This window comes from Alloiococcus sp. CFN-8, assembly GCF_049943125.1.
Classification (GTDB): Bacteria; Bacillota; Clostridia; order Clostridiales; family Clostridiaceae; genus JAEXZL01.
In genome coordinates this window covers 134902-155204 of sequence record NZ_CP188040.1, presented here as the reverse complement: position 1 = coordinate 155204, position 20303 = coordinate 134902, and the positions used below count along the sequence as shown (strand labels likewise).

At 38.0% G+C, this 20303-nt stretch carries 14 protein-coding genes; 13 read left to right on the top strand and 1 reads right to left on the bottom strand.

What is annotated here, in order from left to right; genetic code table 11:
* Positions 1-13 precede the first annotated feature (13 nt).
* The 7 genes from ACPWSR_RS00765 (at position 14) to ACPWSR_RS00735 (ending at position 8321) form a co-directional block, all read left to right on the top strand.
* Positions 14-1021, top strand: coding sequence for an electron transfer flavoprotein subunit alpha/FixB family protein (locus ACPWSR_RS00765; protein ID WP_426349789.1), 1008 nt, complete (start codon positions 14-16; stop codon positions 1019-1021).
* Positions 1022-1038: 17 nt separating this feature from the next.
* Entirely contained in the window at positions 1039-1887 is an 849-nt protein-coding gene (locus tag ACPWSR_RS00760) for a 3-hydroxybutyryl-CoA dehydrogenase (RefSeq protein ID WP_426349788.1), read from the top strand.
* A 316-nt stretch (positions 1888-2203) separates the two neighbouring features.
* On the top strand, positions 2204-3094 hold the full coding sequence (locus ACPWSR_RS00755) for a sulfide/dihydroorotate dehydrogenase-like FAD/NAD-binding protein (RefSeq protein WP_426349787.1): 891 nt from the start codon (positions 2204-2206) through the stop codon (positions 3092-3094).
* The gene (gene gltA / locus ACPWSR_RS00750; protein WP_426349786.1) at positions 3094-4482 is read left to right on the top strand and encodes an NADPH-dependent glutamate synthase; all 1389 of its coding nucleotides are present in this window, start codon (positions 3094-3096) and stop codon (positions 4480-4482) included. The genes ACPWSR_RS00755 and gltA overlap by 1 nt, the downstream gene beginning before the upstream one ends.
* 187 nt (positions 4483-4669) lie before the next feature.
* The gene (locus ACPWSR_RS00745; protein WP_426349785.1) at positions 4670-5623 is read left to right on the top strand and encodes a DNA-3-methyladenine glycosylase family protein; all 954 of its coding nucleotides are present in this window, start codon (positions 4670-4672) and stop codon (positions 5621-5623) included.
* A gap of 390 nt (positions 5624-6013) precedes the next feature.
* Complete coding sequence (locus ACPWSR_RS00740) at positions 6014-7507, top strand: 4Fe-4S dicluster domain-containing protein (protein WP_426349784.1); 1494 nt, start codon at positions 6014-6016, stop codon at positions 7505-7507.
* 121 nt (positions 7508-7628) lie between these two features.
* The gene (locus tag ACPWSR_RS00735; protein WP_426349783.1) at positions 7629-8321 is read left to right on the top strand and encodes a TVP38/TMEM64 family protein; all 693 of its coding nucleotides are present in this window, start codon (positions 7629-7631) and stop codon (positions 8319-8321) included.
* Between the two features lie 75 nt (positions 8322-8396).
* Here ACPWSR_RS00735 and ACPWSR_RS00730 read toward each other — a convergent pair whose 3' ends face one another.
* Complete coding sequence (locus tag ACPWSR_RS00730; RefSeq protein ID WP_426349782.1) at positions 8397-9062, bottom strand: TIGR01906 family membrane protein; 666 nt, start codon at positions 9060-9062, stop codon at positions 8397-8399.
* A gap of 315 nt (positions 9063-9377) precedes the next feature.
* Here ACPWSR_RS00730 and groES point away from each other — a divergent pair, with 315 nt between their 5' ends.
* From groES to ACPWSR_RS00700, 6 genes are all read left to right on the top strand, one after another.
* On the top strand, positions 9378-9662 hold the full coding sequence (groES, locus tag ACPWSR_RS00725) for a co-chaperone GroES (protein WP_426349781.1): 285 nt from the start codon (positions 9378-9380) through the stop codon (positions 9660-9662).
* 22 nt (positions 9663-9684) lie between these two features.
* On the top strand, positions 9685-11307 hold the full coding sequence (gene groL, locus ACPWSR_RS00720) for a chaperonin GroEL (protein ID WP_426349780.1): 1623 nt from the start codon (positions 9685-9687) through the stop codon (positions 11305-11307).
* A 145-nt stretch (positions 11308-11452) separates the two neighbouring features.
* Positions 11453-16213 carry a CehA/McbA family metallohydrolase gene (locus ACPWSR_RS00715; protein ID WP_426349779.1) on the top strand — a complete coding sequence of 1587 codons (4761 nt, stop codon included), beginning with the start codon at positions 11453-11455 and terminating at the stop codon, positions 16211-16213.
* A gap of 177 nt (positions 16214-16390) precedes the next feature.
* Positions 16391-17137, top strand: a complete 747-nt coding sequence (locus ACPWSR_RS00710; RefSeq protein ID WP_426349778.1) for a prepilin peptidase — start codon at positions 16391-16393, stop codon at positions 17135-17137.
* Positions 17138-17357: 220 nt separating this feature from the next.
* Positions 17358-19046, top strand: coding sequence for a GspE/PulE family protein (locus tag ACPWSR_RS00705; protein WP_426349777.1), 1689 nt, complete (start codon positions 17358-17360; stop codon positions 19044-19046).
* A gap of 22 nt (positions 19047-19068) precedes the next feature.
* Positions 19069-20271 (top strand): type II secretion system F family protein, encoded by a 1203-nt coding sequence (locus ACPWSR_RS00700; RefSeq protein WP_426349776.1) that lies wholly within the window; start codon positions 19069-19071, stop codon positions 20269-20271.
* Positions 20272-20303: the final 32 nt, after the last annotated feature.

Below are 20303 nucleotides of genomic sequence, written 5' to 3'. Positions count from 1 at the left end.
GGGGGTAAAAATAATGAATATTGCTGATTACAAGGGCGTATGGGTTTTTGCAGAGCAGAGAGAAGGTAAGCTTCAAAAGGTTTCCCTGGAGCTCTTAGGAGAAGGTAAAAAGATAGCTGATAAGCTTGGTGTTAAGTTAACAGCACTTTTATTAGGTGAAAATATAGAAGCTTTAGCAAAGGAACTGGCAGCACATGGTGCCGATGAGGTTTTAGTGGCAGATCATCCACTACTTGCCCGTTATACTACAGACGGTTATACTAAAGTTATAAGTGATTTAGCTACAGAAAGAAAACCAGAAGTTATGTTTATTGGAGCAACCTTTATAGGAAGAGATTTAGGTCCTAGAGTTGCAGCAAAATTAGGGACAGGATTAACAGCAGACTGTACTTCCTTAGATGTAGATCCTGATACAAAGTTCTTGCTTGCAACTAGACCTGCCTTTGGTGGAAACCTTATGGCAACGATAGCCTGTGAGGCTCACAGACCGCAGATGGCTACTGTAAGACCAGGAGTTTTTGAAAAGAATAGTACTCCTGCTCATGAAGCTTCCATTGAAAAGGTAGAGGTTAATTTAAAGCCTGAAGACATTAGAACTGAAATTGTTGAGGTTCATAAGGAGCATAAGGAAATAGCCGATATTGCTGATGCTAATATAATAGTTTCCGGTGGTAGAGGAGTAGGTGCAAAAGAGAACTTCAAGCTTTTAGAGGATTTAGCTGAGGCTTTGGGAGGAACTGTTGGAGCTTCCAGAGCAGCGGTAGACAGCGGTTGGAGAGAAAAGGATTATCAGGTTGGACAAACAGGAAAGACTGTAAGACCTACTATATACATTGCATGTGGTATTTCTGGAGCTATACAGCATTTAGCTGGTATGCAGGATTCAGATTACATTATTGCTATCAATAAGGATGAAAGTGCGCCTATCATGAAGGCCGCGGATTTAGCTATCGTTGGAGATTTAAATAAGGTAATTCCTGAAATTATTGCTCAGGCTAAGGCCATGAAAGAAGATAATTAATATAGGAGGGATTTTTAATGGAAAAGATATTTGTATTAGGTGCTGGTACCATGGGAGCAGGTATAGCTCAAGCTTTTGCACAAAAGGGCTATGAGGTTATCCTGAGGGATATCAAGGACGAATTTGTAGACAGAGGACTTGCAGGAATAGGAAAAGGTCTTGGCAAATTAGTTGCTAAGGGCAAGATTACTGAGGAGGATAAGGAAGCGATACTATCCAGAATTTCAGGAACTACTGATCTTAACCTTGCTGCTGACTGCGATCTAGTAGTTGAGGCTGCAGTAGAGAATATGAAGATTAAAAAAGAAATCTTTGCTGAGCTAGATAAGATTTGTGAAGAGAAAACTATATTAGCTACAAATACTTCATCCCTATCCATAACTGAGGTAGCAGCAGCTACTATGAGACCAGATAAGGTTATTGGAATGCATTTCTTCAATCCTGCACAGGTTATGAAGCTTGTGGAGATAATTAAGGGAATGGCAACCTCTCAGGAAACCTTTGACAAGGTAAAGGAAGTTTCTGTAGCTATAGGTAAGGATCCTGTTGAGGTAGCTGAGGCTCCTGGTTTTGTAGTTAATAGAATACTTATTCCTATGATTAATGAAGCCTTCGGAATAATGGCAGAGGGACTAGCTAGCCCAGAGGATATCGATAAGGCAATGATGCTGGGTGCCAATCATCCTATGGGACCACTAGCACTAGGAGATTTAGTTGGTCTTGATGTTTGTCTTGCTATAATGGATGTTCTTTACAGTGAAACTGGAGATAGCAAATACAGGGCACACAGCCTTATGAGAAAATATGTTAGAGCAAACTGGCTCGGAAGAAAAACCAAAAAAGGTGTTTTCGATTATAGCAAATAATTTGTAGTTAAAAAGAACCGGCATATACACTGTCGGTTCTTTGTTTATAGCGTACTTATATTTGAGCCTGTTCTTTATAGTAGCTGTAAATAAAAATATAAACTCATAAATAATAGAGGGGATTTTAATATAAATATATATTTTAAGAGGAGAAATTTTTTTACTATAGAAATAGTTCCTTTATAAATGTATAAAACTACAAAATCTTATTAAATTTGTTTTTTTTATTAGTAAAAAATTTGTGAAAAAATTGTCTTGATGTGATAAAATAAATTGTGAGAATTTTTGCAAATGAATAATATTAGGGGGAAATGAGATGTATAAGATTTTAAGTAAGAGGCTTCTTGCTAATAACATTTATCTCATGGATGTTGAGGCACCCAGGGTAGCTAGATCCTGTCATCCAGGGCAGTTTGTAATAGTTAAGCTTGATGAGAGGGGAGAGAGAGTTCCGCTTACTATCTGTGATTATGATGGTGAGAGAGGCTCAGTAACTATAGTATTTCAAACACTTGGAAATTCTACTAAGCAGATGGCGATTTTAAATGAGGGAGATTATTTCCAGGACTTTGTGGGTCCTTTAGGAAGACCTTCAGAAATGGTAGAGGAATCCTTAGAGGAATTAAAGAATAAAAAAATGATATTCATTGCAGGGGGAGTAGGAACGGCTCCTGTATATCCTCAGGTTAAGTGGCTTCACGAGAGAGGGATTTCCTGTGATGTTATAGTAGGGGCAAAAAATAAGGAGCTTGTTATCCTTGAAGAAGAGATGAGGGCTGTAGCTGGTAACCTCTACATCGCAACGGATGATGGTTCCTATGGTTTTAAGGGAATGGTAACGGAAAAGCTTAAGAATCTTGTAATTAATGAAGGCAAGCACTATGACCTAGCTATTGCTATAGGACCAATGATAATGATGAAATTTGTATGTCTTTTAACCAAAGAGCTTAATATACCTACCATAGTAAGCTTAAACCCCATAATGGTAGATGGCACAGGGATGTGCGGTGCCTGCAGGGTTACTGTAGGGGATGAGGTTAAGTTTGCTTGTGTAGATGGACCGGAATTTGATGGTCATTTAGTAAAATTTGATGAGGCTATGAGAAGGCAGGCCATGTATAAGAGTGAGGAAGGCAGGGCTATCCTTAAAGAGGAAGAAGGGGACACCCACCATCACGGTGGTTGTGGCTGCGGAGGTGAAGAGTAATGGATAGAATGAAAAGGATACCTATTAGTGAACAGGCGCCCGAGAAAAGAGCTAGAAACTTTGAAGAGGTTTGTCTTGGCTATACTCCTGAGGAAGCCATGGCTGAAGCAGCAAGATGCTTGAATTGTAAAAAGCCCCTCTGCGTTACTCAGTGTCCTGTGACTATAGGAATACCTGAATTCATACAGCAGGTGAAGAATGGAGAATTTGAAGCTGCTGCAAAGACTATTGCCAGAGATAGTGCTCTACCTGCTGTTTGTGGAAGAGTTTGCCCTCAGGAAAGCCAGTGCGAGGGGAAATGTGTCCTTGGGATTAAGGGAGAGGCCGTAGCTATTGGAAAGCTTGAGAGATTTGTAGCGGACTGGAGCAGAGAGAATAACATAGACCTTTCTGAGAAGCAGGAGTCAAAGGGTGTGAAGGTAGCAGTTATAGGCAGCGGACCTGCAGGGCTTACCTGCGCTGGAGACTTGGCAAAGAAGGGCTATGATGTAACCATCTTTGAAGCTCTTCACGAGCCAGGTGGAGTTCTTGTCTACGGTATTCCTGAATTCAGACTTCCTAAGGATACAGTAGTTAAGCATGAGGTAGAGAATGTTAAAAAGCTCGGTGTTAAGATAGAAACCAATGTAATAGTTGGAAGGACTGTAACTATCGATGAGCTTCTTCAAGAGGAAGGCTTTAAGGCTGTGTTTATAGGTTCAGGAGCTGGGCTACCAAAGTTTATGGGAATACCAGGAGAGAATTCCAATGGGGTATTTTCTGCTAATGAATTCCTTACAAGAAGCAACCTCATGAAGGCCTTTAAGGAGGATTATTCCACTCCTATAAAGCTTGGAAAGAAAGCAGCTATAGTTGGAGGAGGAAATGTGGCCATGGATGCCGCTAGAACTGCCCTCCGCCTTGGAGCAGAATCCCATATCGTATACAGGAGAAGTGAAGCTGAGCTTCCTGCAAGAATAGAGGAGGTACACCATGCCAAGGAGGAAGGGGTTATCTTCGACACCCTCGTTAATCCTATTGAAATTCTTCAGGATGAAAATGGCTGGGTTAAGGGAATGAAGTGTATTAGAATGGAACTGGGAGCACCAGATGCTTCAGGAAGAAGAAGACCTGTAGAGGTTGCTGGCTCAGAGTTTATCATGGAAGTGGATACTGTAATTATGTCCCTGGGGACCTCTCCAAATCCACTTATATCCTCCACTACTAAAGGCTTGGATACTAATAAATGGAGATGTATAGTAGCCGATGAAGAAACGGGTCTTACCTCCAGAGAAGGTGTTTATGCCGGAGGGGATGCTGTTACTGGAGCAGCTACAGTAATCCTTGCTATGGGTGCTGGTAAGAAGGCTGCTGAGGCTATAGATAATTATATTGCCGTAAGTAAATAGAGCGTTCAATAATAGAAATAATTTTGCTCCAGCTATTAGGTAGTTACTACTATTTAATAGCTGGAGTATTTTTATCCAAAAAGTCTGTTCTCTTTTTTAATAAATTAATCTATAATGAGATTAATATTGCTGTGGTAGCAGAAACTTTAGAAGAAATTATTGAAAAAGAAAGAAGCAGGTGATAAATATGGATTATAAAATTGTAGAAGCAATACCAGAAGGAGTTGTAATAAGAGGAGTTAAGAATTTTGAGCTTCCTCATATTTTTGATTGTGGCCAGTGCTTTAGATGGGAAAGACAGCAAAATGGAAATTACATAGGAGTGGCCCGTGGAAGAGTGATAGAGCTGGAAAAGCAGGGAGAGGACGTTATTATTTATAACACTACCCTGGAGGATTTTAGCGGGATATGGGAGCAGTATTTTGACCTTCAGAGAGATTACGGTAAGATAAAAGAAGAGCTTTCAGAGGATCCTCTGCTCCATAAGGCTGTGGAATATGGTCATGGAATAAGGCTACTGCAGCAGGATCCCTTTGAAATAACCCTTTCCTTTATTATATCCGCAAGAAACAGTATACCGGTGATTATGAAAACCATAAAAAGAATCAGTGAAGCTTATGGTAAGCCCATAGAATACAAAGGAAATACCTATTATGCTTTTCCAACCCCAGAGGAGCTTAAGGGACTAGGAGCTGAAGCCTTCGAAGCCTGTGGTGCTTCCTTTAGAAGCAAATATTTAAGTGATACGGTAGCAAAGGTGAACATGGTAATCGATGAGATAAAGGCAAGAGAAAATTCAGAGGGACAGTTTTTAGAGAACCCTGTAGAGCTGCAGGAGCTATTAGCTTATGACTTGAATGCCATTAAGGCTCTCGATGCCGATGCTTGCCATATAGCTCTGCAGAATTTCTCTGGAATTGGACCTAAGGTTGCTGATTGTATAATGTTATTTTCCATGGGGAAATATTCAGCCTTCCCAGTAGATGTGTGGGTGAAGAGAGCCATGCAGCATTTTTATTTAGCACCAGATGTTTCACTGCCTAAGATGCGAATTTTTGCTAGAGAAAAGTTCGGAGAGCTTTCAGGCTTTGCTCAGCAATATTTGTTCTATTATGCCAGGGAGAACAATATACAGGTTTAATCTTATTTTTTGTTACATTGTTTTTTAAAAAAATGAAGTTGAAATAGTAAAATAAAAAAGTTAATGGAAGCCTGGATGGCTTCCATTAACTTTTTTCTGATTTATGCATAATATTTTAACATATATTATAAAAGCATGTTAAAATAATAGGTTATTAATAGATGCTTTTTATCTATAAATAAAGAATAATTTTAAGCGTATTTTCTTTTATAAGTTATCAAAATGCAATAAATATGCCTATGTAAATGTTTATCTTTAGAATAGTGTGAAAATTTACAAAACGTTAGAGAAATAACTAAATATGGTATAATAATTATGGTTTTAGCAAGTGTTATGAGGTTATAGTTTTATTTGATAAATATATCTTATGAAATGGGAGAGTGGGATAAAATGATTCAGTTTGAAACTAGATTAAAAAAGCTTAAGCATGAGGTTTTAAAAAACGTTGCTCTCTTGGCTATGAAGGATGATTTAACAAAAGAATCCTTAGAAAAGGTACCCTATGAAATTATTACAGGAGAGAAGGCTCAATATCGCTGCTGTGTATACAAGGAAAGAGCAATAGTTCAGGAGAGAGTTAAGCTAGCTGCTGGTTATATGCCTGACGGTGATAATATCAGTGATGAATATACTGATATAAGACCAGAGGAGCAAATTATCTATGTTATAGACGCAGCCTGTGATAGATGTCCTATAGATAAGTTCAATGTAACAGAGGGTTGTAGAGGATGTCTTGCTCATAGATGTATCGAGGTGTGCCCTGCTCAAGCAATATCGAAGGTAGGGGGAAGAGCATACATTAATCAAGAGTTATGCAAAGAATGTGGCTTATGTAAGAAAGCTTGTCCATATAATGCAATATCAGAGAGATGTAGACCCTGTAAGGTAGCTTGTCCTACAGGAGCACTAAAGGTGAGCTTAGAGGATAGAAAAGCTCAGATAGAAGAAAAGGATTGTGTAAACTGTGGCTCTTGTATGGCTAACTGCCCTTTTGGAGCTATATCAGACAAGTCTCTTATAGTGCCTGTAGTAAAGAGATTAACACATAAAAGAAAAATGTATGCCATAGTGGCACCAGCTCTTTCAGGTCAGTTTGGACCTAAGGTAAGCTATGGGCAGATAAAAGCAGCCTTCAAAAAGGTTGGTTTTGCTGATATGTTTGAAGCTGCCTGTGGAGCAGATGCTGTTACTGTTCACGAGGCAGAGGAATTTGTTGAGAGAATGGAAAGAGGAGACAAGTATATGACTAACTCCTGTTGTCCAGGCTTCCTAAGCTTTATAGAAAAGAAATTTCCTGATCAGGTGGAGAGAGTATCTGGTACTGTTTCCCCAATGATAGCTACGGGTAGATATATAAAATCCTTAGATCCAGAGGCAAAAGTAGTTTTTGTAGGACCATGTACAGCAAAAAAAGCTGAAGCCTCAAAGAGTAACTTAAAGGATGCGGTAGATTATGTACTTACCTTTGAGGAAATTGTGGCTGTTTTAGATGCCCATGGGGTTAATCCAGCAGATTGTGAAGCTGAAGAGATTGATGATGCTTCTGTATTTGGAAGAGGCTTTGGTGCTGGTGGTGGACTTACGGCAGCTATTGAAAACTTTGTAGCAGGCAAGGGACTTGAGATAGAATTTAAGGCAGTTAAAGCCAGTGGAGCCCAGGAGCTGAAAAAGACCATGACCATGGCCAAGGCTGGAAGGTTAGAGGGGAATTTTATAGAAGGAATGATGTGTGAAGGAGGCTGTATCAACGGAGCAGCGGTAGTTAACCCAATCTACAAATCTAAGGGAGCCTTCACTAAAAATAACTCTCAGGCAACAAGAAAGGCCGTTCTAGATAATGAAAGGCTTGATGCCTTTAAGAGCATAAAACTGGATAGAGAATAATAGGAGCTTACAAATTTTTAAATTGTATTTAATATAAAAATAACATGCAGCCCTGGTGCTGCATGTTTTAATTTTGTAGAAAAATGATATAATTTAAATAAAAACAGTTCGTGGGGGCAATATGGTTAGAGGAAAAAAAGCTAAATATATTTTATATATATTTCTTGGAATATTAGCTGTTGCAGGATATTTATACATATATAAAAACTATGGGATTTTTAAGACACCGGATGAGGTAAGGAACTTTGTTTTAGGCTATGGACATTATAGCTCTCTGGTATATCTTGCTCTTCAAATCATGCAGATAATTATATTTTTTATCCCTGGAGAAATCATCCAGATAGCAGGGGGATATATATTTGGAACTCTTCTGGGAGGAGCTTTATCAATATTAGGTATAATAATAGGAAGCTCCCTGACCTATATCATTGCCCACAGCCTCGGTAGGAAGTTTGTACATAAAATATTATCTAAAAATAATATATGGATACTAGAAAAGCTGGAAGCCCTAGGAGAAGAAGAGAAGGATATAAAAAGGCTCAAAGGAGTTGTATTCTTTCTATATCTTATTCCAGGAATCCCCAAAGATATACTGGGCTACATCTGCGGTATCTCTCAGATAACCTTTAAAAGCTTTGTCTTATACTCCACCTTAGGACGGCTACCTGCTCTTATAATTTCCTTATATTTTGGAGAAAAGCTTGATTTGGATAATCTTCCTATGCTTATTGTCATCGCCGTGGTTATGTCTGTACTCTTTATTATTGGAGTCTTTTATGGCCGAAGGATTATTCAGGATATCACAAGAAAATAATTAAAGAACAAACCTGTGATAAGGCTCCAAGAAGCTGTAAGGGGTTATATAGCCCTTATGCTTCTTGGAGCTAGCTTATGCCTTATTGGCCTTATTAAGTCTCTTGTAGAGCGTTATAGAGGCAATAAAGCCTAGGATAAGAACTGCCAGGATTACCAGTGCGCAGTGGAAGAAAAACTCTTCGGGCAGCGCTAGGATTATTGGATCAGTGGCAGGATCGAAGATCCAGTAGTCATTATCAAAGAACAGCTCATGAAAAATCACAAAAGCCCTGCTGAAATTCACTGCAAAGGGTAAGGCCAGCACCAGTGGCAGTATGAGGCTTAAGTAAGCTCCTACCTTTAAATAGCTGTAATCCTTAATCCTCTTCTTTTTTCTATAAAGAATAAGGGCTGCGAGGACAATTAAGCTTCCGTAAAATAAAATATCAAATTTATTAAATATTTCCTTTACCTCATAAAAGTGTATTTCTCCTTCTCTAGACATGGGGAAATCAGGGAAAACAAGCTTATCGATAAAAGGGCTTTCTATATAATTAACTACTGTTTTATAATTTTCTAATAGTGCTTCCTTGCTCATGCCAACCCTTTCATCTATAGACAGATAGGATATATCAAAGGAATAAAGGGGAGTAAAGTTCAATACAAATTTTACAGAGAAGCCAAGGATGAAGATTGCCAGGGCCAATCCCATTATAATGGTGGATATTTTAAATCTTTTGGTAACTTTTAAAAAACTCATCATAAACACTTCCTTTATAGGGTATGATATATAGGTGATATAGGTAAATTATAGAATAACCCTTTAAAATTTACTAGAAAAAATAATTTACAGAAAATAAAAGCAAATTAGCGAGATATTGAGCAATACTTAATTAAACCGCATTAACAGGTTGTAATCGCCAAAAAATAACTATTTACATTTCTATTATTAGTTGAAATCTATTTATTCTTTTATTATTATAATAATTGTATTAGCACTCAATAGTATTGAGTGCTAACAAGAAATCATAAAAGGTAAATAATAATATAAATATATTATAAGGAGGGGTTTTAATTGAATATTAGACCACTTGGTGACAGAGTAGTAATCAAAAGATTGGAAGCAGAAGAAAAGACAAAGAGCGGAATAGTTTTAACAGGATCAGCAAAGGAAAGACCACAGGAGGCTGAGGTTGTAGCTGTAGGACCTGGTAAGGTAGAAGATGGAAAGACTATTGAAATGGAAGTTAAGGTAGGAGATAAGGTATTATACTCCAAATATGCGGGAACAGAAGTTAAGATGGGTGAGGAAGAATATATCATCCTTAAGCAAGACGACATATTAGCAGTAGTAGAATAAATATACTAGGAGGTAGAAGAATATGGCTAAGATGATTAAATTCAGTGAAGAAGCAAGAAGAGCTATGCAGAGCGGTGTAGACCAGCTAGCTGATGTAGTAAAGGTTACTTTAGGACCTAAGGGAAGAAATGTTATATTAGATAAAAAATTCGGTTCACCACTTATAACTAATGATGGTGTTACTATAGCTAGAGAAATTGAGCTAGAGGATCAATTTGAGAACATGGGAGCACAGCTTGTTAAGGAAGTTGCTACCAAGACAAATGATGTTGCTGGTGATGGAACAACTACAGCTACATTACTTGCTCAAGCAATAATCAGAGAAGGCTTAAAGAATGTTACTGCTGGTGCTAACCCAATGCAGGTTAGAAACGGTATTAAGATGGCTGTAGATAAGGCTGTTGAAGGTATAAAGAATATATCAAGACCAATAGAAGGAAAAGAAGATATAGCTAGAGTTGCTGCTGTATCCGCTTCTGATGAAGAGATAGGTAAGCTTATATCTGATGCTATGGAGAAGGTTGGAAACGAAGGCGTTATCACTGTAGAAGAATCTAAATCCATGGGCACAGAGCTAGATGTAGTTGAAGGAATGCAGTTTGACAGAGGCTATCTATCAGCTTACATGGTAACTGATACTGAAAAGATGGAAGCAGTATTTGAAAATCCATATATACTTATTACAGATAAGAAGATATCAAACATCCAGGAAATCCTTCCTGTTCTTGAACAAATCGTTCAATCTGGTAAGAAGCTTCTTATCATAGCAGAAGATGTAGAAGGAGAAGCTTTAGCTACATTAGTAGTTAATAAGCTAAGAGGAACCTTCCACTGCGTAGCTGTTAAGGCTCCAGGCTTTGGTGATAGAAGAAAAGAAATGCTTCAGGATATAGCTGTATTAACAGGTGGTACAGTAATTTCTGAGGAGCTTGGCTATGACCTTAAGGAAGCTACTATAGATATGCTAGGTCAGGCAGATAGCATAAAGGTTACTAAGGAAAATACTGTTATAGTTAATGGCAGAGGCGATAGAACAGAAATTCATAACAGAGTTTCTATGATAAAGAGCCAGATAGAAGAAACAACTTCTGAATTCGATAGAGAAAAGCTTCAAGAAAGATTAGCTAAGCTTGCTGGTGGAGTTGCAGTAATCAAGGTTGGTGCTGCTACTGAAACAGAGCTTAAGGAAAAGAAGCTTAGAATAGAGGATGCTCTTGCAGCTACAAAGGCAGCAGTAGAAGAAGGTATAGTACCTGGTGGTGGAACTGCTTATGTAAATGTAATGAATGAGGTTGCAGCTTTAACTTCAGAGGATGCTGATACTCAGGTTGGTATCAATATCGTGGTAAGAGCTCTTGAATATCCAGTTAAGCAGATAGCTGCTAATGCAGGTGTGGAAGGCTCAGTAGTAATTGACAAGATCAAGAACAGCGAAGTAGGCATAGGCTATGATGCTAGAGCTGATAAATATGTTAACATGATTAAAGCTGGTATCGTGGACCCAACTAAGGTTACTCGTTCAGCACTTCAAAATGCAGCTTCCGTTGCTTCTACCTTCTTAACTACAGAAGCAGCAGTAGTTGATATCCCAGAAAAGAATCCAGCTCCAATGGCAGCTCCAGGTGGAATGGACGGAATGTACTAAAATAAAAGACTTTGGAAAAGTCAGGCTTACAGCCTGGCTTTTTTTTGCCTTACAGATTTTCTTGTTTAATAAATATTAATATGAGTTATTGTATTTAATTTCTATTAATATAATTACAATGAGAAGATTATAGGGGGTAATAAATATGAAGAAAAAGAAATTCAGACTTCTTTCCTGGCTTATTACAGTGGTGATGTTATTGGGACTGATGACAGATATGAACATTGTACTAGCCACTGCGGAAGAGGAAGGGAAATCTACTGTTGAGGCAACAGCTAATGAAGCTATTGCTGAGATGGAAATAGCAACTATTGCTGAAGCTAAGGCAGGAACAAATGGACAGCAGTTCACTGTGCAGGGAACTGTAACCTTTATAGATGGAGGAAATGTATATATTCAGGATAGTACAGGAGGTATAGACATTTACTTCAACAAGGACAAGCAGGCTGGGATTTCCATTGGTGATGTTATTAAAATCACTGGTAAAAGGGCTGTATACAACGGCCTCATTGAACTCGCAGAGACAGATAGCTATGAGAAGGTAGGTACTTCTGCTCTTCCATCTATCAAAGTTACTATTGATGATCTCCTTAAGGACTATACTAGTGGTACTAAATTCTATCAATCCCAAAGGGTTTTAATAGAAGGGGCTACTATTGGGGAAATTAATAATTCTGGAAATACCCCTTTAACACAGGGAAGCACATCAATAAATATATATAGACTTCCAACTCTTAGCGGAATTAAAAAGGATGATGTAGTAGATATATATGCTGTGGTTGGTGCCTATAATGCTGCTCAGCTGAGAGTTGCTAAGGCTGAGGATGTAAGGCTCGTTGGGGGCTCTGAGGATCCGGTAGAGACTATGACCTTAGGTAAGTGGGCCGGTACTAAGGCTCCAACAACAACTATAGTTTATGGTGATAAGAACGAAGATAACGATTACATGGATAAGTCTGTGGAGCTTACCCTTAATAGAGGAGGAACTAATGTTATTCCTGCTTATAGCACTTCAAATTATATAGGCTCTTCGGGATTTTCAGTAGGAGACTATTATCAGTTCAAGCTCAGCTCATCTTTATTTGGAAATATTAATTTCTCTTTAAAGATTAGGGGGTCAAAAACTGGTCCCAAGAATTTTAAGGTTCTTTATAGTACCACAGGAGTAGACTTTGTTGATACAGGAAATAAATTTTCCATAACAAAGGATGGAGAATATCAGAGCTTTTCTGCTGCTTTACCAACAGAGGCAGCAAATTCATCAACTCTTTATATAAGGCTTGCTGTTGCTGACAATATCTCTATCAAAGGAGAGAGTATACAATCAGGAGGAACGAACTATTTAAATGAAGTAAAGATTACAGGAAGTCCTGTTAACTCTTCTGATATTGTAAAAATCCCTGTAATAACCCCTACTGGAGGAGAGGTTATATTAGGACAAGAGCTTACGCTGACCTCAGAAACTGGAGGGGCTAAGATTTACTATTCCATAAATGGTGAAGAGTATAAGCTTTATGATAGTAATGTTAAGCCTAAGCTTACAGTATTACCAGCAGAGGTTAAGTCATATGCTTCAAAAAGTGGAATGACCAATAGTCCGATAATTACTCAGAAATATCAGCAGCTAAAGGTTGCTTCAGTAAACTCAATGCCTAATGGAGGTGCCGTAGCTCTTAATACTAAGGTAACTCTTGCTACTGATACAGAGGAAGCTGCTATTTATTATTCTATGGATGATGGGGTTACTTGGAAGGAGTACAATGCCAAGGAAGGAATTACTCTAGAGACTCTTCCTGTAAATATAAAGGTTAAGGCTACAAAAGCAGGATATAGTGAAAGTGAAATTACTACCTTAAGCTTTACTTTAAGAGAAAATGATAAGTATGGGGTATTCTTCGGACAAATTCATTCCCATACAAGCTATTCAGATGGTTCTGGTACTGTGAAGGATGCATTTACTTATGCTAGAGATAAGGCAGAACAGATAGATTTTCTTGCTGTTACGGATCACTCTAACTCCTTTGATAATGAAGCTTCAGCATCCATTGCTGATGGTTCCATGAGTAAAGAATGGGTAGAAGGACATCGCCTTGCAGATGAATTTACCAATGAAGGCTTTGTAGGGATTTATGGCTATGAAATGACCTGGTCTAATGGTACAGGACATATGAACACCTATAATACTAAGGGCTTCCAGAGTAGGACTCAGTCAGCCTATAGTAACTTTGCTACTGGCCTTAAGAAATATTATGACACCTTAAAAACTGATACTGGTTCCTTATCTCAATTTAATCATCCGGGAGAAACCTTCGGTACCTTCCAGGACTTCGGTAATTATGATGAGAATATTGATAAGCTTATTACAATGATAGAAGTAGGAAATGGTGAGGGAGCCATTGGTAGCTCAGGATATTTCCGTTCCTATGATTATTATATAAAGGCTTTAGACAAGGGGTGGCATTTAGCACCCACAAACAATCAGGATAATCATAAGGGTAAGTGGGGAGATGCTAATACTGGTAGAACCGTAGCCCTTCTCGATAACTTAAACAGAGAAGAAATTTATTCAGCCATGAGAAATATGAGAATTTATGCTACAGAGGATAATGATCTTAGTATTTATTATACCCTCAATGACAATATAATGGGAACTATATTGCCAGAGGGAGCTGTAGGGGCTACTGCTAAAATAAAGGTAGATTTGAAGGATCCTACAGACTCTAAGATAGGCCTGGTAGAAGTTGTAGTAAATGGTGGTTTAGTAGCTGATAAAGCAACAGTAGACTCTAAGGAAAAAACTGTAGAGTTTTCTGTACCAGAGGAATACTCCTATTATTTTATAAGAGTAACTCAACCAGATGGTGAAATTGCTGTAACAGCTCCAGTATGGGTAGGAGAGGTTGAGGCTGCTGGTATCAGCGATTTATCCACAGATACCTATCTACCTGTAAAGAATGAGGCTGTTGATCTGGATATTTCTCTATATAATAACGAGGCATCTCCGTTAGTGATAGAATCATTAGAATTCAAGATAGGTGATACAGTTATTAAAAAGGTAGATTTAAAAGAAGAAAAGCTTGAAAAGGTAGATAGTATGAAGACCAGTGATTATACCTTTAACTATACCCATAATAATGCTGGAAAGGTTGAAATCACTGCTGTTCTTAAGGGTACAATAAACGGAATTGCTAAACAGTATCAAAAGACCTTGAGCTTAAAGTATGTTCCTCAGGAAATGGTTACTAGAATCATTGTAGACGGTAGCCATAGCAATGACTATGTTACCGGCTACTATGGTGGTAATATGGGTAACTTCTCAAGGGTTGCTGCAGACTACTCTGCTCAAGTTGAGATTATACAGGATAAGCTAACTGCTGAGGATTTAAAGGATGCTGATCTTCTTATAGTATCTGCTCCAGCAAGAAAGACTGGCACCTTTGATAACAAGGATTATAAGCCCCAGCATTTTTCTGAGGAATTTATAGCCTTAGTAAAGGGCTTTGCTGATAAGGGAGGAACAGTAATACTCTGTGGCTTGGCAGATTATCAGGATACTTCAGATGGTCAATCCTCCATAGAAATAAATAAAATCCTTTCAGCATTGGGAGCTACTAGCAGAATAAATAGCGACCAGATGACAGATGATGTAAGTAATGGTGGCCAGAGCTATAGACTATACTTTACAAACTTTAATAGTAATTCACCATTTACTAAAGGAATCGTTGCAGAGCAAAAATATAGTGCTTACAGTGGATCTTCCATTATATTAAATCCTGAAGCTGTGGCTAGTGGTAAGGTAGAATATTTAATCAAGGGTCATCCTACTACCTATGTGAATAATACTAAGAGCTTCGGAGGAAACTTCACTAATGTTGAAAAGGGAAATGTTATTGCCTTAGCTCGTGAGGTTTTACCTAATGGTAGCAATGTATTTGTTTCTGGTACAGTGTTTATGAGTAACTTTGAGGTTGCTTATGAAATGGATAATATTTGGGATCTACCTTACAGCAACAAAACAATCATGGAAAACATCCTTAAATCTGTTAAAAGTGAATTAGAGATAAGTACTATAAAAGAAGCAAGAGAAGGGAAAATTGGTGATGTATTCGCTGTAGAAGGAATAGTTACCGCTGGTACAGATAATGAGAAGAATACCTTCTTTGATGCTATATATATTGAAGACGATACTGCAGGAATAACTATATTCCCATATGCTGAAAAGGGTCTTAAGCTGGGAACTAAGGTTAAGGTAATAGGCTATGTGGATCAGTATCAAGGAGATAAGGAGCTTCAGGTAATTGATGTTGAAATCCTTGATAAGGATAATCTTAAACCGAAAGAAGCTAAAAAGGTTTCTATTAAAGAATCCATGGATTATGAAGCTTTTGGTGGTAGCCTTCTTAAGGTAGAAGGAAAGATTTCTGAAATTATTCCTGGCAGTAACAGTGTTATTTCAAATATAAGAATTAAGGATAATGAAGGAAATATATCTAATATATTTATTGATGGTTATATTGGTTCAGGTACTACAGGAGAATATCTAAAGACTGGTGCCTTCAAGGTAGGAGACACCATATCAGCTATAGGATTACTTTATCTTCATCCAGAAGGTGAATCAGAAGATTCAGTACCTTGCTTAAGAGTAAGGAACACTGATGAAATAGTACTAATTACAGAGGCAACTCCTGAGGAACCAGAGGAACCTGGAGATCCAGAGGAACCAGGAAACCCACAAGAACCAGGAAAACCTCAAGAACCACAAAAGCCTCAGAAACCAAACAAGCCTGAATCACCTAAAACTGGGGATCAGATGCCTTATGGTTATATAATCTTGGGGGTAGTAGCTTTAGGAGCAGCAGCGGTTTTAATAGTAACAAAAAAGAGAGAAGGAAGCTTGAAGAATTAGGTGAAGTGGAATTTTATTATGTAAATACTTTAAAAAAATTATAATTAATAAATGTGTGCTGGATGTACAGGGAGTTACCCTGTACATCTTTTTTATAATATATAGATTATTATGTAATTATATATAATTATTGCATTTTATTCTATAATATGGATATAATTGCAAAGGGGTGATGATATGATATTTTTGGTAACTATTTTTGGGCTAATTATGGGAAGCTTCTTAAATGTATGTATCTCTAGAATTCCTGCAGGAGAGTCAATAGCTTTTCCACCTTCCCACTGTTCTTATTGCGGAGCAAGGCTTAAAAGCTTGGACTTAATTCCTGTGATGAGCTATGGCCTTTTGAAAGGGAGATGCCGCTACTGTAGTGAAAAGCTATCAATAGAGTATCCTGCCATGGAGCTTTTTTGTGCGCTGCTTTATATCTCTGTATATCTGGCCTTTGGCTTATCCTATCAGCTTGTTAAGGGAATAGCCTTTGTTTCTATAGCACTGGTTATTGGGGCTATAGATTTTAAGACTCAGGAGGTTTATACCTCTACTACTATAACAGGGGGAATTGTAGGAATAGCATTTATTATTTTTGAAGTATTAGCTCATAATGTAAATCCTTTAAGCTATATTGCAGGGGGAATTATATCAGCTATTTTTATTGGACTTATAGTATATATTACTCGTGGAATGGGAGAGGGAGATATTGAAATTGCTGCTATTTGTGGAGTCTTTCTTGGTATTAAATTAAGTGTTGCGGCTTTATTCATAGCCTTGGTTTTAGGAGGCATTGGTGCGGCACTGATAATAATATTCAAGAAAAGGAAAAAAAGCGATGCCATTGCTTTTGGACCCTATTTATTTGTAGGAGGCTTTATAGCTATGGTATTTGGAGAAAGGTTAATTGAATATTATTTATTATTGTTTTAAAAATAACATAAAAAATATCGTCGAAAAAAAGAGTAGGATTAAGTGTGATTTTTATTGTAAAAATTAAAAATTATTAATATAATTAAGTTAGTAATTTATAGAAATAATGTTATTAAATAACATATATTTTAATTAATTGTTACTTTTATAAATATAATATATTTCTTATTAACTTTGACAGTTTCTATTTAGCAAAATATTTGCAAGGGAAGGAAGCGTTATGTTAGGTATAGTTAAAAGGAGATTAGGCGATATGCTGGTGGAATCAGGAAAGATTACACCCTCAGAGCTTCACAATGCCCTAGGGATTCAAAGGAAGACTGGTAAAAAGCTTGGAGAGGTACTCATTGAGCAGGGGCTTGTTACCCATGAGATTATTGTAGAGGTGCTGGAAGAGCAGACGGGGATTAAAAGGATAGATTTATCTGCTGTAGAGGTGGATAAAAAGGTAATTAAAATAATCCCAGAAAATATGTGCCACAAATATATACTCTTTCCTTTTGCCTTTCATGATAACAAAATCTCTGTAGCCATGTGGGATCCATTGAATATCTTTGCTGTAGATGATGTATCCATTGCCTCAGGCTTTGAGGTGGAAAGCTACATCGGAACCAAGGATCAAATAAAGCTCTTTATTGAAAGATACTATTCTAATGAACAGGTTCTCAAGGCTGCTGAGGAGCTATCCAAGGAAAAGCTTGTAGAAGCCAAGGATTTAGATGAAGGTGATATTGAGCTAGATAATATAAAAAATGCTCCTGTGGTTAAGATGGTGGATTATCTCATCAAGGATGCTTTAGAATCTAGAGCCAGTGACATACATATTGAGCCTTATGAGGAATTTATCAGAATTCGCTACAGAATCGATGGAAGGCTCCAGGAGGTTTCTACCCTGTCCATAGATACTCTGCCAGCACTTATAACAAGAATTAAGATACTGGCAAATTTAAATATAGCAGAAAAAAGAATACCCCAGGATGGAAGAATCATCACCAAGGTTGCCGGTAAGGACTTAGATTTACGTATATCAATACTTCCTATAGCTGCCGGTGAAAAGGTAGTTATCAGAGTTTTAAATAGAGATAATTATAATATTTCCAAAGCTCAGCTGGGTCTTGAGGAAGAGGACCTTAAGAAGCTTGATAGAATTATTGGAAGCCCCCATGGTATAGTTCTGGTAACAGGACCCACAGGAAGCGGTAAATCCACCACCCTTTATACCATACTAAATGAAATAAATCAGGTGGATAAGAATATAATCACCATTGAGGACCCGGTGGAATATATGATTCAGGGTATCAATCAGGTAAATGTCAATGTGAAGGCTGGTTTAACCTTTGCTGCTGGACTTAGGTCCATCCTAAGACAGGATCCTGATGTGGTGATGATAGGAGAGATAAGAGACGGAGAGACAGCTCAGATTGCTGTAAGAGCTGCTATCACTGGTCACTTGGTTTTCTCCACCCTTCATACAAATGATGCACCATCTTCTATATTGAGATTGGTGGATATGGGAGTAGAGCCCTTTTTAGTTTCTACTTCTATCAGTGGAGTAATAGCTCAGAGACTTGTGAGAAGGATATGTCCTAAATGTCAGGAGCCTTATGAGGCCTCCATGAGAGAAAAGGCAATCCTGAATGTTCCTCAGAATTCACCATTGATACTTCATAGAGGAAAGGGCTGTGCTAATTGCAATCACAGCGGTTATTATGGCCGAAGAGGGGTTTATGAAATTATGGAAATAACACAGCAGCATAAGGAGCTTATCTTAGATAACTCTGGTAATAGTGCTTTGAAGGAATTCTCTGTGGAAAATGGCATGAAGACAATAGCCATGGCCTGTAGGGAGCTAGTCCTTAAAGGGGAAACCACCATAGAAGAATTATTGACAGTAACCTTTGCTGTGTAGCTAAGGGGTAGGAGGTGATACGGTGCCAAATTTTAAGTATAAAGCAATAAGTGCCTCGGGAGAGAGGATTGAAAATACCTATATAGCAGGCTCCCGAGAGGAAGTAATTGAAATGATAAGCAGAAACAGCTATTATCCCCTATCCGTGGAGGAGCAGCAGGAAGGCTTAAAGCTTAACCTTGATAGATATAAGAAGGTTACAGGTAAGGATATATCCATCTTCTGCAGACAGTTTTATACCATGCTGGATGCGGGAGCTTCTATAAATAACTCCATTCACATATTAGCAGAGCAGCACCCTAATAAGAGGCTTAGGGAGGCTTTAGCTATGGTGGAGGAGGAGATACAGAAGGGAGAGACCCTCTCTGATGCTATGAGAAATCGTAAGGGAATTTTTCCAGATTTGCTTATTAGCCTTATTGAAACGGGAGAGGTCAGCGGTACCCTAGATTCTATCCTTGAAAGGATGTCGGGGCACTATGAAAAGGAAGTTAAGATAAATAACAAGTTAAAAAATGCAATGATTTATCCATCAGCCCTAATGATTGTATCCATAACCATCGTAGCAGCACTTTTAATCTTCGTTATGCCAATCTTTGTAACTATGTTCGAAAGCAGTGGAGTGGAGCTTCCCTTTCTCACCAGAATGCTCTTAGCCTTGAGCAACGGACTTCGAAGCAACTTTCTAGTCATATCATTAGTTTTAGCTGCCGTTATCTTTGGTATTCGTTATTATCTTAAAACCGATGAAGGAATACTCTTTTTAGATAGAGCAAAGCTAAAGGTTCCTATAGTAAGGGGCTTAAACGAAAAAACAATAGCCTCTAGATTTACCAGAACCTTAAGCACAGTAATTGCCAGCGGTATCTCTGTAATGCAGGGACTACAGATAGTATCTCAAGTAGTAGGCAACAAGGTTGCCGAAGAAAAGCTAATGAAGGCAAGGGAAGCCTTGATCCGAGGAGAAGGCCTCTACGAGCCTTTAAAGAACACCAAGCTATTTCCACCTATGCTCTACTCCATGATAAAAATTGGAGAAGAATCTGGAGCTCTCGATGAAATCCTGAATAAAACAGCCGATTTCTACGATGAGGAGCTGGATGCAGAAATAGCTAACTTTACTGCTGCCCTGGAGCCTATAATGATAGTCTTCATGGGCGTAATAATCGGAATCATGATAATATCCATCATCACCCCAATGTTTGCGATGTACAATACGATGTAAAGTATTGCACGTAAAAATAAAAAAAATATATC